This window comes from Alloalcanivorax marinus, assembly GCF_016785095.1.
Classification (GTDB): Bacteria; Pseudomonadota; Gammaproteobacteria; order Pseudomonadales; family Alcanivoracaceae; genus Alloalcanivorax; species Alloalcanivorax marinus_A.
The window spans coordinates 323,335-340,120 of record NZ_JAEKJB010000015.1; the positions used below are offsets into that span (position 1 = coordinate 323,335).

Annotated in this window: 15 protein-coding genes; all 15 read right to left on the bottom strand. The window is 61.5% G+C overall.

Annotated features, from left to right (window positions below):
- Positions 1 to 12: 12 nt before the first annotated feature.
- Positions 13 to 801, bottom strand: a complete 789-nt coding sequence (gene dmpH / locus JF515_RS19035) for a 2-oxo-3-hexenedioate decarboxylase (RefSeq protein WP_203106014.1) — start codon at positions 799 to 801, stop codon at positions 13 to 15.
- Positions 801 to 1,826 carry a 4-hydroxy-2-oxovalerate aldolase gene (gene dmpG / locus JF515_RS19040; protein ID WP_203106015.1) on the bottom strand — a complete coding sequence of 342 codons (1,026 nt, stop codon included), beginning with the start codon at positions 1,824 to 1,826 and terminating at the stop codon, positions 801 to 803. Before dmpG ends, dmpH begins: the two co-directional genes overlap by 1 nt.
- A 10-nt stretch (positions 1,827 to 1,836) precedes the next feature.
- Positions 1,837 to 2,781 (bottom strand): acetaldehyde dehydrogenase (acetylating), encoded by a 945-nt coding sequence (locus tag JF515_RS19045; RefSeq protein WP_203106016.1) that lies wholly within the window; start codon positions 2,779 to 2,781, stop codon positions 1,837 to 1,839.
- A 26-nt stretch (positions 2,782 to 2,807) separates the two neighbouring features.
- Complete coding sequence (gene dmpE, locus JF515_RS19050; RefSeq protein ID WP_203106017.1) at positions 2,808 to 3,593, bottom strand: 2-oxopent-4-enoate hydratase; 786 nt, start codon at positions 3,591 to 3,593, stop codon at positions 2,808 to 2,810.
- An 11-nt stretch (positions 3,594 to 3,604) separates the two neighbouring features.
- Complete coding sequence (locus tag JF515_RS19055) at positions 3,605 to 5,065, bottom strand: 2-hydroxymuconic semialdehyde dehydrogenase (protein WP_203106018.1); 1,461 nt, start codon at positions 5,063 to 5,065, stop codon at positions 3,605 to 3,607.
- Between the two features lie 191 nt (positions 5,066 to 5,256).
- Entirely contained in the window at positions 5,257 to 6,108 is an 852-nt protein-coding gene (locus JF515_RS19060) for a VOC family protein (RefSeq protein WP_203106019.1), read from the bottom strand.
- A gap of 18 nt (positions 6,109 to 6,126) precedes the next feature.
- Positions 6,127 to 7,146, bottom strand: coding sequence for a 2Fe-2S iron-sulfur cluster binding domain-containing protein (locus tag JF515_RS19065; protein WP_203106020.1), 1,020 nt, complete (start codon positions 7,144 to 7,146; stop codon positions 6,127 to 6,129).
- An 11-nt stretch (positions 7,147 to 7,157) separates the two neighbouring features.
- The gene (locus JF515_RS19070; protein ID WP_203106021.1) at positions 7,158 to 8,195 is read right to left on the bottom strand and encodes a zinc-binding dehydrogenase; all 1,038 of its coding nucleotides are present in this window, start codon (positions 8,193 to 8,195) and stop codon (positions 7,158 to 7,160) included.
- Between the two features lie 23 nt (positions 8,196 to 8,218).
- Positions 8,219 to 8,728 carry an aromatic-ring-hydroxylating dioxygenase subunit beta gene (locus JF515_RS19075; protein ID WP_203106022.1) on the bottom strand — a complete coding sequence of 170 codons (510 nt, stop codon included), beginning with the start codon at positions 8,726 to 8,728 and terminating at the stop codon, positions 8,219 to 8,221.
- The gene (locus JF515_RS19080) at positions 8,728 to 10,098 is read right to left on the bottom strand and encodes an aromatic ring-hydroxylating oxygenase subunit alpha (RefSeq protein ID WP_203106023.1); all 1,371 of its coding nucleotides are present in this window, start codon (positions 10,096 to 10,098) and stop codon (positions 8,728 to 8,730) included. The genes JF515_RS19075 and JF515_RS19080 overlap by 1 nt, the downstream gene beginning before the upstream one ends.
- 20 nt (positions 10,099 to 10,118) lie before the next feature.
- Positions 10,119 to 12,128: a TRAP transporter fused permease subunit gene (locus tag JF515_RS19085; protein ID WP_203106024.1), complete on the bottom strand. Its 2,010-nt coding sequence runs from the start codon at positions 12,126 to 12,128 to the stop codon at positions 10,119 to 10,121.
- A 30-nt stretch (positions 12,129 to 12,158) separates the two neighbouring features.
- The gene (locus tag JF515_RS19090) at positions 12,159 to 13,166 is read right to left on the bottom strand and encodes a TAXI family TRAP transporter solute-binding subunit (protein ID WP_203106025.1); all 1,008 of its coding nucleotides are present in this window, start codon (positions 13,164 to 13,166) and stop codon (positions 12,159 to 12,161) included.
- Positions 13,167 to 13,406: 240 nt separating this feature from the next.
- A complete protein-coding gene (locus JF515_RS19095) occupies positions 13,407 to 14,174 on the bottom strand; it encodes a GntR family transcriptional regulator (RefSeq protein WP_338015256.1) in 768 nt (255 codons plus the stop codon).
- Positions 14,175 to 14,249: 75 nt separating this feature from the next.
- Positions 14,250 to 15,152 (bottom strand): CHAD domain-containing protein, encoded by a 903-nt coding sequence (locus tag JF515_RS19100; protein ID WP_203106027.1) that lies wholly within the window; start codon positions 15,150 to 15,152, stop codon positions 14,250 to 14,252.
- Between the two features lie 90 nt (positions 15,153 to 15,242).
- Positions 15,243 to 16,739, bottom strand: a complete 1,497-nt coding sequence (locus tag JF515_RS19105) for a flavin-containing monooxygenase (protein WP_203106028.1) — start codon at positions 16,737 to 16,739, stop codon at positions 15,243 to 15,245.
- Positions 16,740 to 16,786: the final 47 nt, after the last annotated feature.

Genomic DNA, 16,786 nt, shown 5'->3' on the forward strand with positions numbered 1-16,786 from the left:
TGCTGACTCCGATCAGATGAAACGGGTGGAAAAGGAACCCAGGCCCTGGGCCCGCAAGGAAACGTTGTCGCCCTTGTCCACCGACACGGCGGCGGTAATCGCTCCCGACAAAAGCAGGCTGCCGGCGGGAATCTCCTCGCCCCGTTCGCCGAGCATATTCGCGAGCATGGCGATACTGACCGCCGGATGGCCCAGCACCGCCGCGCCCGCGCCGGTGGCCACGACTTCGCCGTTCTTCTCCAGCACTACCCCAAGGTTGCGCAGATCCAGACCGTCCACCGCGCGGGCCTGGCCGCCGGTGACGAAACGGGAGGAGGAGGCGTTATCGGCGATCACGCTGGGCAGATCGAATTTGAAGTCACGGTAGCGGGAATCGATGATCTCCACCGCCGGCAGCACGAAATCGGTGGCCGCCAGAACCGCGCCCACATGGCAGCCCGGGCCGCGCAGCGGTGCCTTGGTGAAGAACGCCAGTTCCGCTTCCACCTTGGGGTGGATCAGCCGGTCCACCTCGATGGCAGCGGATTCAGGCGATTCGAAGTAGTCGGCCAGAAAACCGTATATCGGTGTGTCCACGCCCATTTGTTCCATCTTGGAACGGGAAGTAAGGCCCATCTTCATACCGATGACACGGACGCCTCGCTTGATCTTGCGGCGCCGAATCTCCCACTGCACGTCGTAAGCGGAGGCGATATCCAGATTCGGGTAATCGTCGGTCACCTTGGTCACGTCATGGGCGTTGAGCTCCGCGTTTTCCAGGTGCTCGGCGAGTTTCGCGATGCTGTCTTTGCTCAGGCTCATCAAACGGGTTCCTTCTTCAACATATCCAGGGCAACGTCGACGATCATGTCTTCCTGGCCGCCAACCATGCGGCGGCGGCCGAGTTCAACCAGGATGTCGACGGTTTTCAGTCCATATTTTTCAGCGGCGTTCTCCGCGTGACGGAGAAAACTGGAATAGACGCCGGCATAGCCCAGGGCCAGGGTTTCCCTGTCCACGCGCACCGGCCTGTCCTGGAGAGGCCGCACGATGTCATCGGCGGCGTCCATCAGGGTGTACAGGTCGGTGCCGTGATCCCATCCCAGACGATCGGCGGCGGCGATGAACACCTCCAACGGCGCGTTGCCCGCACCGGCGCCCATGCCCGCCAGGCTGGCGTCAATGCGGTCACAGCCCTCCTCCACCGCGACGATGGAGTTGGCCACGCCCAGGCCCAGGTTGTGATGGGCGTGCATGCCGGTGCCAGTGTCCGGCTTGAGCACATCCTTGAAGGCACGAAAACGCTCGCGGATGTCATTCATGTTGAGCGCGCCACCGGAGTCCACCACATACACCGTGGTGGCACCGTAGCTCTCCATCAGTTTCGCCTGCCCGGCCAGCTCCTTCGGGCTGGTCATGTGGCTCATCATCAGAAAACCCACCGTGTCCATCCCCAACTCCCGGGCCAACTCGATGTGCTGTCTGGACACATCCGCTTCGGTGCAGTGGGTCGCTACCCGCACCACCGAGGCCCCGGCGGCGTGGGCGTCGCGCAGATCCCTGACCGTGCCGATACCGGGCAGCAAAAGCGTCGCCACCTTGGCGTGACTGACCGTCTCCGCCACCGCCTCGATCCATTCCAGGTCGGTATGCGCGCCGAAGCCGTAGTTGAAGGACGAGCCTTGCAAGCCGTCGCCATGGGCCACCTCGATGGAATCCACCTTCGCTTTATCCAGAGCGGCCGCGATCCGCTTCACGTTATCCACGCTGTACTGGTGGCGGATGGCATGAGAGCCATCGCGCAGCGTGACGTCGGAGATATAGAGTTTCTTTTCCAGAGTGTTCATGGTCCGCTCCTTACTGGGTGGCCGCCGGAACCAGCAGCCCTTCGGCCAGCTTTTCGGCGGTGGCCGCGGCGGCCGAGGTCATGATGTCCAGATTGCCGGCATAGGCGGGCAAGTAGTGGGCGGCGCCCTCCACCTCCAGGAACACCGAGGTTTTCAGGCCGCTGAAGCGCCCCAGCCCGGTGATGTGCAACGGGTTATCCTGGTCGTAATGATCAAACTGGACGCGCTGTTTGAGCCGATAGCCGGGCACATAGGCGTTGACGCGCTCGACCATGGCATTGATGGCGCCTTCGACCCTCGCCTCGTCGGCGTCTTCGGAAAACACGTAGACGGTGTCGCGCATAAGCAGCGGCGGCTCCGCCGGGTTCAGCACGATGATGGCCTTGCCTTTCTTCGCGCCACCGACCTGTTCCAGGGCCAGGGACGTGGTCTCGGTGAATTCATCGATATTGGCCCGGGTACCGGGGCCCGCGGACTTGCTGGCAATGGAAGCGATGATCTCGGCGTAGTGCACCGGTGCCACGGACGACACCGCCGCCACGATGGGAATGGTGGCCTGGCCTCCGCAGGTCACCATGTTCACGTTGGGGGCCTTCAGGTTGGCCTCCAGGTTGACCACCGGCACGCAATAGGGGCCGAGGGCCGCCGGGGTCAGATCCACCAGCCGGATATCCGGCCGTGCCGCGCGCAACACCTTTTCGTTATGGTGGTGTGCCCCGGCGGAGGTAGCGTCAAAGACGATACCGATGTCCTGGAACGCCGGTAGCTTGAGCAGGCCTTCCACGCCTTCGTGGGTCGTCGCCACGCCAAGCCGCTTGGCACGGGCCAGGCCATCGGATTGCGGATCGATACCCACCATGGCGACGACCTCCACGTGCTCGCCATGACGTAACAGCTTGATCATCAGATCGGTTCCGATATTGCCCGAGCCGATGATCGCGGCCTTGATCTTCATACTCTTCTCCCGTTATGTCGCCGCGCTCATCCGAAACGCAGCGAGCAGCTTCCCAGATTGCCCACGGTGACCTGGATATGATCACCTGGCGCCACCGGCACCAGCGGTACCAGGGAACCGGACAGAATTACTTCCCCGGCTTTGAGCGGCACGCCCAACCGTCCCAGGGTGTTGGCCAGCCAGGCCACGCAATTCAGCGGAGAACCCAGGGCGGCGGCACCGGCGCCGCTAGCGACGATTTCGCCGTTCTTTTCCATCACCATCCCGCAGGTGGAGAGGTCCAGATCCGATGGCCGCAGGCCGGTATCGCCGAGCGCGAAAACGCCGCAGGACGCGTTGTCGGCCACCGTGTCCTGGATACGTATGCGCCAGTCCTCGATCCGCGAATCGACGATCTCGAAACACGGAAAGACATAATCAGTGGCCGCCAGGACCTCCGCGCTGGTCACGCCCGGGCCCTGCAAATCACGCTTGAGCACGAAAGCGATCTCACCTTCCGCCCGTGGTGCGATCAGGTTGCCTTTTACCGGGATGGTGTCGCCGTCCGCGTGCACCATGCGGTCCGTGAGATAGCCAAAGTCCGGCTGATGCACGTTGAGCATGTCCTGCACCGCCTTGCTGGTAACACCGATTTTCTTGCCGATGACGTGCTCGCCGTCATCCAGGCGGCGTTGCAGAAAATGCAGGGATATCCGGTAGGCGGCATTGATACTCAGATCCTCATGCTGTTCAGTCAGCGGCGGCACCGTGGTGTTGCCGCGCAGCGCTTCGAACAAGGCGTCGCCGTGGCGTTGAATGATTTCGGATTTCATGGATCCGGCCCTCACAGCTTGATGCAGACGTTGGACAGTTCGGCGTAGAACTCCAGCCCGTGCACGCCACCCTCACGGCCGATGCCGCTCTTCTTGCTGCCGCCGAACGGCGTGCGCAGATCGCGCAGGAACCAGCTGTTCACCCAGCACAAGCCCACCTCCATTCGCGGCGCCACGCGGTGAGCCTGGGTCAGATTCTCGGTCCACAGCGACGTTGCCAGGCCATAGGGCGTATCGTTGGCCAGCGCGATGGCTTCATCCTCATCTTCGAAGGGCCGGATATGACAGCAGGGGCCGAATATCTCTTCGCGGATCACCGCGGAATGCTCCGCCAGGCCGGTCCAGATGGTCGGTTGAATCCAGTTACCGTCGCGCAGTGTTTCCGGCATATCCGGCACGCCGCCACCGGTAATGATCTCGGCGCCCTCGGCACGTGCCTTGTCGTAATAGGAAAGCACCTTGTCCTGATGCACACGGCTGATCAGCGGACCAAAGCTGACAGCGTCGTCCTGCCACCAGCCCATGGTCAGTTGCTCCGCGCCCTTCTTGAGCCGATCGACGAATTCCTCGAAACGGGAGCGATGCACGTACATCCGCTCGGTACCCAGACAGACCTGGCCACAATTGGCGAATGCCGATCGCAAAGTACCTTCGATGGCCTTGTCCATGTCCGCCTCGGCGAACACGATGCCGGCGTTTTTGCCGCCCATCTCGAAAGACAGCGGCGTCAAACCATGGGACGCGGCCTTCATGATCTGGCTGCCGGTGGCGGTTTCCCCGGTAAACGTAATGCCATCCACGCCCTCGTGGCGGGTCAGCATCTCGCCCACGGAATCACCACCGAAGCCATGTACCACGTTGTAGACCCCCCGGGGGATGCCCACTTCGTTCATGACTTCGCCAAGCAGCGCGGCGGTATGCGGGGTCTCTTCGGAAGGTTTGACCACCACCGTGTTCCCGCAGGCAAGCGCCGGGCCGACCTTCCAGGTCATCAACAACAGCGGCAGGTTCCAGGGCGCGATCACCGCGATCACCCCACGCGGTTTGCGCACCGCGTAGTTGACCGCGCCGGCGCCATCCGGCGTATCCATATGGAAGGATTCGGTGGGTACGTTACGTACCAGGTCGGCGAACACCTTGAAGTTGGCGGCGCCGCGCGGGATATCGATGTGCGATGCCATCGACTTGGGTTTGCCGGTATCCAGGCACTCCGCTTCCAGGAAATCATCGAATCGTTCGTTGATGCGATCCGCCACCCGGTGCAACAACGCCATGCGACGCTCCACCGGCATGCTGGCCCACTCACCGCGCAGTGCCGCGTTAGCCGCCGCGACGGCGTCGTCCACCTCCTGACGGCCGCCTTCGCAGACCATGGCGATCAACTCTCCATTGGCCGGGTTGCGATCCTCGAAAGTCCTGCCGCTGGCGGACGTGACGTACTCGCCGTTGATGAAATGCTTGATCTGTTTCATAAGTTCCTCAATCTCACTTAGGGGCGCGCCTGAGCGCTTCCCTGATACAAAGTCCGCCCCTCAGCGGCGTATAGCCTGTGTATCCATTGAACAAAGCGAATATCTGGATAATGCGAACAAATATCGATTTTTTATTTTTGGACAAAAAAAAGGCTCGCGGCGCACCCGGGTACGCCGCCTGGTCCGCCGGATCATTTGAATTCCTTGATGTTGGGTTTGGCTCCCCACATGCAAAAGCCCAACGGTTCAGCCGGAAACTGACGCGGTCGGTAATCCTCATCCTCGATGCTGCGCACGCCGCTGGAGTATTCGTAGACCATTCCTTCCGGGCCTTCGAAATAGAGGAACATGGCGCTTGAAGTCGGGTGCCTTCCAGGTCCGAAAGTGATGGGAATATCTCTCTCGGAAAGGAAGTACCAACTGCGCATGATGTCATCGACGCTTTCCACCTGATGGTTTATGTGTTGAACCCCGGGCCGGTCGGACGGGAATAGCGCGATTTTGTGATGAATCTCATCGATACGCAGTAACGGCGAGTCACCAATCCAGTCCGATACCCTGGCCCCCATGATGCGGGTCCAGAATTTTTCATCACGGGCCGGGTCCCGGGAGCGCAGACCGATGTGAGAGAAACCGGAGATGCCGGCATCCCGCGAAGGGAAATAGCGCCAACCGGAATGAAAGGGACGGTGCACGAGTTCGATACGATTACCGGACGGATCGTGGAACACCAGCAAATCACGAACAAACCGGGCTTCGCACTCGGAATCACTCCCCCAATGCGTCGACACTCCGGCTTCTTCCAAATCGCGCTTGGCCTGTTCCATCTCCTCCATGCTGCTGATTTCGAAGCCGGTGGCATGGTCATTCGGATCGCCATCAAAATAAACCAGGGTATGATCGCGATCGTCGGACCGGAAATAGACAGCCCCATCGAGGGCACGTACCTTCTGCAAGCCCAGAATATCAACACAGTAACGGGTTGCCTGATCCAGGTCGGCGGTGCCCAATCTTACGTAACGAATATCGTGCAGGTTGATCATGATGCTCTCCTCGTTGTTCTATTTTTCCGAGGGCAGGAATTTCTCGGCGAAGATCCGGTTCTCTGGCAGTCCCAGCTCGACCAACGCATGGCGTGCCGCTTCGATCATCGGCGGCGGGCCACACAGATAGGCATCCGCCAGGGAAGGGTCGTCGAGGTTCTGTTGCGCGATCAGATCAGTGACAAAGCCGACTTTGCCAAGCCAGTCGCCATCGCCCGCCACCACCGCGGTCTCCACCGCGACCCAATCACCGTAGTCGGCCAACCGGCGCAGCGCGAACAGCTCGCCCGGATGGTTTGCTCCATACAGAACACGCACCTTAGGTGGTCGAGCCTGGTCGGCGCGCAGCTTCTCCAGCATGCTCAGGATCGGAGCGAGGCCGGTACCGCCGGCCACCATAAGCAGCTCTCCACCGCGCGGCGAGCGGAGGAAGAACTGTCCGTAAGGACCTTCCACCCGTACGCTGTCACCAACCCGGGCCTGGTGCCGTAACCAGTCGCTCATCGAGCCGCTGTCCAACAGGCGCACGAAGAACTCCATGGCCCCCGGCTTCAATGGCGAGTTGGCGAAGGAATAGCTGCGTGACGCCACTTTCCCCGGCACGGACAGATTGACGTACTGACCGGGCAGAAACGGGAGCGGTTCTCCATCGCCCTCCAACACCAACCGCATGACGTTGTCGGCCACCGCTTCCAGAGCCGTCACACTCGCCGTCAAACAGGCCATTTCCTTATTCAGCAGCGACATCGGGTAGCCGAATTGGAGCACCAGGTCGCCGCGCGGTCGCGCCTGGCAGGACAAGACATAGCCCTGTTCCTCTTCATCCTCGCTAAGCGCCTCGTCGCTGAAATCACCGAGATCGCATTCGCCATCGCTGAGGTAGGCCTTGCACACACCGCAAGCACCTTCACGACAGTCGGTTTCCAGGGTCAGGCCACTGCGCAAGGCGGCCTGGTATACGGTTTCGAACGACGACGAAGTGAATCGCGAGGTGCCGCCGTCCTCGAACACGCAAGTAATATGGTGTTTGCTCGACATACCATGGCTCCTTATGTATCCATCGCCAGCAACGGTTTCACCGCCTGCCCCCGCAGCACCAGGTCAAAGGCACTGGCGCCGTCCTTGAGCGGCACCACATGCGAAACCAGTGGCGTCAGATCGACACGGCCATCGAGCACCAGATCACCGGCCTGCTGCCAGCTACGCCAGATACGACGACCATGGATGTTGTGAATGGTGGGGCCGGTGCGCAGCCAGGTGGTCAGATCAATGGCCACCGGATTCGCCGGCGCGCCGATCAGCCGGTAATCCCCTCCCCTGCGCAGGGCATCCAGCGAAGCGAACAACCCCGCTTCGGCGCCGGTCAGTTCGATCGCCACGTCGACGCCCTCATTACGAGTCACCGCCCGCGTGGTTTGCACCAGATCCCGCTCAGCCGGATTCACGCAGAGATCCGCTCCCAACGCTTCGGCGGTGGCCAGCCGCAACGGATTAAGGTCCGCGGCAATCACCTGACGGGCGCCCAGCGCCTTGGCCACCGCCACCGCCATCAGACCAATCGGGCCACAGCCATTGACCAGCACCCGTTGACCGGCCACCCCGGTGCCTTCGTTACAGGCATGCACGGCGATACCAAAGGGTTCCATCATCGCCGACAGACGCGGGGAAAAATCCGGCGGGTTGACCCACACAATGCTCGCGGGCACCACCAACCATTCGGCGAAACCACCATCCACATCAATGCCCGGGTAACGGGTGTGCGCGCACAGATGTTTTTGATCCATCAGGCACTGCCGGCACTGGCCACAATAGATATGGCTTTCCAGGCTGACCTGGTCGCCGGGGCGCATTCCCTGAACCCCTTCCCCCAGAGTCTCCACCACCGCGCATACCTCGTGCCCGAGCACTCTTGGCAGGACCATGCGCCGGGCCATCCTCGGCGCCCAGTGATAGATATGCATATCCGTGCCACACAGACCCGCGTAGCGTACCCGCAGCAGCACTTCACCGGGCCCGGGTTCGGGCACGTCCATTTCCCGTAGTTCGATGCCGTTCACCGTTGCCTCGGTCTTACACAGCGCAAGCATGCTTCTCTCCAAACCCTCAAGGGTCACACGTTGTAGACATCCACAGTGCCGTCGATGACCGTTTCCAACAGCGTCGCCGTCTTCGCGGCAATCAGCAGTCGGCCGTCGCGTTCCAGCAAGCGATAGTCGTACCAGACACCGCGCGTCGTAACGCCTGTACGCGGGTCCATGGTCACGACGGTCGCCTTGGCGAGCACTCTTAGCTCGCCCCCCTGGTCCTCGACGACGCGCACGCTGCCGACCGTGTGGCAGGTGGTAGGCAACGGGGTGGAGGCATAGGAATCGCCGGAGCTGAACCGGAACACACGGTCTTCAATGCCACGTTGCGGCAAGTAGATCAGACTGATCTCGCGTTTCGGGTCCTGGGTGGTTTCATCCTCGTTGCGCCAGGCCGGTACCCAGAACACGGAGTCCTCGGTGTACATATCCACCCATTCCCGCCAACGGCGGCGGTCAATGTGATCGGCCTCTTCGGCAAGCAGTGCATTGACCTGGAGAAACCGTTGATACTGCTGTTCGATGGTCGCGGTCATCAGTGCTTCTCCTCGTCGTTCATACGCTCCAGCCATTTGCGATAGAAACTGTAATAGAGCGTCTCGAAATCCCAATCCTGATTACTGGTGACCGGATTCAGACCGATCTTCCTGGCCCCCTCGTCCGGCCCGTGCTGCATCGTCTCGATCCCGCGAGTGACCTCGGTCCAGGGCGACAATTCGCCGTGCGCGCCTTTCTGGCAATCTTCCAGAGCGGCAAGGTCATCGGGTGTGGCCATGCCGGTAACCATGTAGAAATCCTCGAATTTTCGGATTCTCGCTTCCCGGGCTTCGTCACTTTCGCCACGTGGCGCGATGCAATACACGGTCACCAGGGTGCGATCCACCGACAACGGGCGGAACACGCGAATCTGGGTGGACGGCTGGTCCATCAACAGCACGTTGGGGAACAGCAGCAAGTTACGGCCGCGGCCGATCATCCAGTTGACATTTTCTTCCGGCAGGCGGCTGAGCAGTTCCTCACGGGCCTCCCAAAGTGGCCCGACTTCGGGCGTGGCGCGCTCCGCCCAAATCAACATGTGGCCATTGTCCAGGTCGTAGCATCCGGTTGGCACCACACCCGCGATACGCCCCGCTTCGGTCTTCGCCATTCCCTCTCGGCCCTGGCGCTCCTCACGCTGTGCCACGGTGGAGGCGAACACCCGATGCACGGTGCTCACGTGGTAGCCGTCCACGCCATTTTCGGCTTGCATCTTCCAGTTGCCGCGAATCACATAATCAGAGGCGCCACCAATCACCTCGATACCCTGGGGCGACTGGTCGGCCAGCATGTCGATGAACACCTTCGCCTCGCCCAGATGATCTTCCAATTCAGGAACCTCTGCCTCCAGGCTACCGAATACGAAGCCACGATAGGCGGCGATACGCCCGATCTTCTTGAGACTGGCACGGGTCTTGTCGAAACCTTCCGGCCATCCGGTCTTCTCGTTCTTGACCCGGGTGCAACGGCCTTCGGTGTTGTAGCACCAGCCATGAAAGCGGCAACGCAGGGTTCGGGCATTGCCCTGGCGGCGATCAGTAAGAAGCGCGCCACGATGGGCACAGGCATTGATGAAGCCGTTCACCGAACCATCCTTGTCACGAATCACCAGCACCGGCTGGCGGCCGATGTGGGTGGAAAAGTAATCACCATGGTTCTCGATCTGGCTTTCATGGCACAGGAACACCCAGTCCTTTTCGAAAACATTTTCGATCTCTTTTTCGAAAAGCCCTTGATCGGTGTAGAAGCGGCGATCAACACGATAGACACCTTCCTCCACACGATTGTCGATCATCGCATTGGGGTCCAGGATTTCGTTTTCCGGGCCATTGTCCTGCCGGACTTCCAGCTTATGAACTTTGGAATTCATGACATTCACTCTCTTTTTTTCTAATCGGTTATGACCACCGTTCGCGATGCCTGTCCGCGCGAACGGCTCCAACAAAACACCACCAGAATGGCGGCCAGTACCAATCCAATAGTATCGGTGGGCACCTGCTGGAAAATCTTCAGGGCACCGTCCTCGGGTACGATGAGCATCAAACCGGCGAGCCCGGAAAGCACTCTTACCTGCCACCGGATTGCACGGAACAGGTAACCTTCGATGGCGGCGGCGATCATCAGAAAACCGAGCATGGCGGTAATAAAGGCAACACCCGCCGTTACCCATTCCGCACCGCTCATGTTTCCATGCAGCAGCAAGGGCGGGCACGCCACGAACACGAACGGCACCAGGAAGGCAGTCGCGCCGAAACGTATCGATTGCCAGCCGGAACGCATGAACGGCGCGCCGGCCATGGAGGCGGCGGCGAATGACGCCAGACAGACCGGCGGCGTGATCATCGACAACACACCGAAATAGAGCACGAACAAATGGCTGGCGAGGGGATCGAAGCCGGCGGCGGCCAGTGAAGGCGCGATCAGCGTCGCCATCAACACGTATACGGCGGTGGTTGGCATGCCCATGCCAAAGAGAATGGCGGTGATCGCCGCCACCAGCAGCAGAACGATCGGTAGCGGTCCGGCGAGGTCGGCTATGCTCAAGCCCAGGGAAAAACTCAGACCGGTGATCGACAGGACACCGACGATGATGCCCGCGGCGGCGGTAATCGCGATGATCTCCAGCAGACTTTTCCCGGCAGCCTCGAAAATGCCGACGATGACGCCTGGAGTGACTTTATGCTCGCCGACCATGGCGGCGGCCACGAACGTGACCACCAGGCTCGCGAAAGCGGCTTTTTCCGGTGTCCAGCGCAGCGCGAACAGGATCACCATGAGCAAAGCAATGGGCAGAAGAAAGGGCCAATAGCGGCGTAGAGTACGCTTCGCGTCAGGTCGTTCCTCGGCCGTCATCGGCCGAATCCCGGAGCGGGCGGCGTGCAGGTGCACCTGCACCAGCAATGCCATGTAAAACAGAATCGCGGGAATCAGGGCCGCCAGGGCCACATCCACGTAGGAGATACCCAGGAACTCAGCCATGATGAAGGCGGCGGCGCCCATGATCGGCGGTAACAACTGCCCGCCGGTGGAACTCACCGCCTCGACCGCGGCGGCCTGGTCCGCGCGATAGCCGCACCTCTTCATCAGCGGAATGGTGACAATGCCGGTGGTGGCCACGTTCGCCACCGCACTGCCGGAGATCGAGCCGAACAGCGACGACGCCAGCACCGATGCCTTGGCCGGCCCGCCCCGAAATCGGCCCATGGCCGCCAGCGGCAGATCCAGGAACAGCTGCCCGCCACCGAGCCGGAACAGCGCATTACCCAACAGCACGTAGGCAATCACCGTGGACACCACCACCGACAGCGGTGTACCAAGAATCCCGGCCGAGTCCAGCTGCAGGTAACCGACCAGGAAGTCGAGGTCCGGGGTCTGCCCGTTGAAGGCACCGGGCATGCTTCCGGCGAACACCGCGTACAAAAGGCTTACCAGCACAAGGATCACCATCGCCCAGCCAGTGAGACGACGCAGGGCTTCCAGTACCAGCAACAGCGTCAGAGCGGCCACCGCGATGTTGATGTAATAATCCGTGCCGCTCCCGAGAAAGCCGATCGATACCAGCCACTCATAGCGCACCGCCGTCCACAGACACAGCAATAACGACAACGCCATGCACAGGATGTCGTACCAGGCCGGGCGGGTACGCCCCGCGAATCGGGCCAGTAGCGGCTTAAGCAGGAAGGTCGCGCCCAGCCCCAGCCCCAGCACCGCCAGGGCCGCCTGCTCGCCCCATAAGGCGTAACCGAAATACGAGGGTACGCTGAAGGCATACAGCAACCCCGCCAGCGGGATCGCCGCCAGTAGCCAGCGCGCCAGACCAGCCCAGAAGCCCTGGAGCCCGGACATGGACTCCCCGGTATCTTCCGCGATGCGCTGCTCGATATCGCTTTCTGTTTTCACGTCATCGTCCTCCAGCGTGCCTGTCGGCGATCAGCGGGCGTCGCGCAGCAGCTTCTGGTCGGCGGCTTCGACGCCGTCGTTCCACAAACCCGCTTCCTGGTAGAACCGCTTGGCGCCTTCATGGACCGGCAAGGTGATATCGACACCGATCATCTTTTCCGGCACCCAGCGATTGAACACGCCACTGATGCCTCGCAGGTCCTGAACGTGCTCGCTGATGGTCTTGACCACGGTGTAGACCTCGTCGTCCGGCACGTCCTTGTTGACGGCGAGATAAAACGGGTAGCTCCAGATGTAGGCGTCGTCGATCAACCCCACGCTGTCACCGGCCTTGTAGCCCCGGATCTCACCCGCGGGGAATTTCGCGCGTGTGCGCGCCACCGCTTGCGGATCATTATTGAGACTGATGAAGCGCACCGGAGTCTGGGCATTGATTTCCTGCACGATGGCCTGCCCCAGAGGGACGCACAGCGCCGCGTCCACGCGACCGTCACCCAAGGCCTGAACGGCGGTACGCGAGTGAGTCACGGGCACCACGGTAACGTCGTCCCAGGACACGTCGAAGTTGGCCATCTGCGCGGAGGCCAGTTGCTCGCAGGTCTTGTGGGCGGAAAAGACACCGGAGACACGCTTGCCCTTCAGATCCTTGCCGGTCTTGATGTCGGAATCCGCCGGTACGATCACGCCAAGCTCGTTGGTGAAACCGACCGCCGCCAACCGCAGGTTCTTGTAAGCCTGACGATAGCCGGCCCCGCCACTGAAAGCCTCGTGGGCATCGGCGGCGTTGAGCAGGGCAAATTCAGCACGGCCGCCGTCCAGTTGTGGCACATAGATCTGGGGGCCGGACATGGGCGCGGCGAGCATGGTGTAGTCGGTGTTCTTGGAAACCACGCTGGAGATGGCTGAGCCCGTGGTGTGCACGATGGAGCCGGTGGGGGCGGTGAGGATACGAATATTGCCGTCGGCCAGGGCGGCGCCACAGGTAAGACCGAGGAAGGTGGCGATGGCGGCGGCCACCAGCCGTTTCAGGTGTCGCATTACAGTTCTCCGCTTTTCTTCTAGGTATTTTCAGTAGCCCGCCAACGGACGGGCGAAATCGAACCATGAGTTCACTATAGCAGCGGAAAACGATATTTCAATAAAAATATATATTACAAGAAATATAGATAAACAGGTAAATATATATAGAATTTTTGTCTACGCGGGGCCATCCAAGGCGATAACGGCATCCTTGTCGTCACAGGGGATAGGTTGCGTGCGCGGCGGATGCCGCGCTGGTCAGTCGGCGGTGGAGGTAGGGGTTTCTTCCGCCTTGCGGAACACATCCAGGGTTACTTCCATGGTACGCATCACGTGTACCCGGGTGGCTTCACAAGCCCGTTGCGCGTCACGTTCCAGGGCGGCGTCGTAGATCGCCCGGTGCTCTTCATGAACATCCCTTGGTACCGCCGGGTTCATCAACGAGATATTGCGGTAGCGTTTGTGCTGATCATACAAAGTATGGTGCAAGCGGCGCAGCAACGGTGAGGTACAACCGGCAAGCAAGGCGTCGTGAAACGCTTCGTTCGCGCGCTCGCGCTGTTCGTAGTCCTGCTCTTCCTGGGCTTCGAGCTTGGAGAGGCGGTAATAGGCCGCCACCAGCCTCGCCTCCCAGGCATCATCACCATTCTCGATGCTATCACGCAGCGCTTCGGTCTCGATCAGGATACGTACCCGGGTGATGTCCTGCAGATCATCATAACTTATGGGAACCACCCGGAAGCCCCGTTGCCCCTCGGAGATCACGAAGCCATCGGCGCTGAGCCGGCTGAGCGCTTCCCGTAACGGCGTGGCACCTATGTCATAATCGGCGCGCAGCTGTTCCACTCGCAACTTGGTACCGGGCTTGAGGCGGCCAGCGATGATATCGCCACGCAACAACGCATAAGCATGGTCGGTGCGAGTCCTTGGCTTGGGGGCCGATCCCGCGACGGGCCTTCCCGATAAATTCATACATTCCCTCAATTCGGTCCGTTGGTTGGTGAGCTCAGCAGCCCAAGGGAACATGATAGAGAATTTACCGCCCGCAAAACATCGAGAATTTCCTAAAGTGTGGAGATTATGGCCCTTTGCGGAAGGACGTCATGTCGAGGTCTCACCACCCGCGTCCTTGTCCTTCACCTGGCCCATTGCTTCGCGGAATACCTTGGGCTTGAGCACGAAAGCGCCGCGCGCCCGCTTTTCGCAATCGTTGACCAGCGCGGATTCACGGCGACCGATCAACTGGCGGGCGTGGCCGAAGGGCTCCTTGTCATCGGTCTTCTTCCTGGCCTGGCGGAGGAATTCGTCGAGCACATGCAAATCGTGCAGGTCCCCCAGCTTCTTGCCCAGTTTTCTTAATTCCTTGAGGGGGATGTCGCTGTTCTCCAGCGGCCCGGCGATCGGTTCCAGTTGATAGAGCAGGTATTTCACCCACTTGCGGAAGCCGTGCCAGGTCTCCGGCTGATCCTCGGCGATGGCCTCGAAGCCCAGCCGGCGGGTGTGCGCATAGACACGGCCGACACCCTTCTTGATCAGGGTGCCGTCATCGCCCTCCACCTTAAGGTCGGTCCAGCGATCGCGGTCTTCCAGGAAGGTCTTCTCCAGGTCGGCGGGCTTCTCCGGCGTCACCGCCGGGTCACCACCCGCGGGCAGGGCCAGCTCGCGGACCCGGTCCAGGGCCTCTTTTTCGTAATCACGGCGGGAGGTGGCGCGCAGGGCGGCGAGGGTTTCGCCCATGACCTGCAGATCGCGGGCGCCGGACAGGCTGGCGGCGGCGGCACGCAGCCGCTTGTCCTGTTTATCGGCCAGCTTGCGCGGACCCTGGGTGCCCATCAGACGCCACAGGGCGCGCAGCCGCTTCACGGTGACACGGAGGTCATGAACCCGGTCCGGGTCGAGGGTGGCCCGGTCCTTTAGCAGGGCCAGCGCGGCCTCGTCGTGAGCACGCGCGGCTTCAATGAGACGCGCCATCAACGGCGATTCGTCGCCCGGTCTATGGCTCATGCAGGACTCCCCCGGAGCAGGAAAATGGGAGCCCGATTATGAGACCTTCACGGAAAAATTACCGTGACAACTAAATGACAGGCGCGGCGTCTAGCCTCTCAGCAGGGCGGCCACGCCACGGCGCTTGCGGCTCTCGTCCTTGACGAATTCCAGGCTGCCATCGTCTATGCGCCCGTAGCGCAGGCGCGGCAAATCATAGAAGTAGTTGCTAAGCACCTTCCAGGGCGCCTTGCTGCCCTGACGAGGCAGGGTATGGGCGGCGCGCTGCACATAGCCGGACTGCAGCTCCAGGAAGGAATCGTCGGTGTCGCAGCCCTCCGGGTCCCGGGGCGTCACCTGGCGCAGGCCCTTGCGGGACATGTGGTTGAGCAGCCGGCCCACATACTCCGCCACCAGATCCGCCTTCAGGGTCCAGGAGGAGTTGGTGTAGCCGAACACCATCGCCATGTTGGGCACATCGCGCAGCATCAGGCCCTTGTAGACCAGCATGTCGTTGGGCTCGCGGGTCTCGCCGTCCACGGTCAGGTCGGCGCCGCCCAGCAACTGCACGTTGAGACCGGTGGCGGAAACGATGATGTCCGCCTCCAGTTCCTCGCCGGACTTCAGGCGGATGCCGCTCTCGGTGAAGGTGTCGATGTGGTCGGTGACGATGGACGCCTCGCCTTTCTTCAGCACCTTGAACAGATCGCCGTTGGGCACCGCGCACAGGCGCTCGTCCCAGGGGTTGTAGCTGGGTTTGAAGTGCTTCATATCGACCTGGTCGCCGAGCTGGCGACGGGCCGCGGCAAGCAGGGCCCGTCGTACCAGACCCGGGCGCTGCTTGGAAAGCTTGAAGATGAAACGCTGCAGGCTGATGTTGCGCGCCCGCGCCATACGGTAGACCACCATCTCCGGCAGGAAGCGGCGCAGGCCCACGGAAATTTCGTCGCGTTCGGGCACCGTGGCGATGTAGGTGGGCGAGCGCTGTAGCATGGTCACGTGGGCGGCTTCGCCGGCCATGGCCGGCACCAGAGTGACGGCGGTGGCGCCACTGCCGATCACCACCACCTTCTTGCCCTTGTAGTCCAGATCCTCCGGCCAGTGCTGAGGATGAATCACCTGGCCCTTGAAATCGTCCTCGCCGGGGAAGGTGGGCTTATAGCCCTGGTCGTAGTTGTAGTAGCCGGTGCAGCAGAGCAGGAACTGGCAGGTGTAGGTTTCCCGCTCGCCGGTTTCCTCACGCTCCACCCGCACGGTCCAAAGACTGGTCTCGGTGGAGAAATCAGCACCGATCATGCGCAGGCCATAATGGATCTTGTCCTCGATCCTGTACTGGCGGGCGGTGTCGACGATGTACTGGCGGATGGACGGGCCGTCGGCCAGCACCTTGGGGTCGGTCCAGGGACGGAAATTGTAGCCCAGGGTGTACATGTCCGAGTCGGAGCGGATGCCCGGATAGCGGAACAGATCCCAGGTACCGCCCATGCGCTGGCGACGCTCGATCAGGGCCACGCTGCGGTCGGGGCAGTCCCGGCTAAGGTGACAGGCGGCGCCCACGCCGGACAGGCCGGCGCCGATGATCAGTACGTCGAAATGATTCCCGGCCATGCTTTACCTCCAGCCCGGGCACCGATTGGCGCCGAGGCTTACATTAC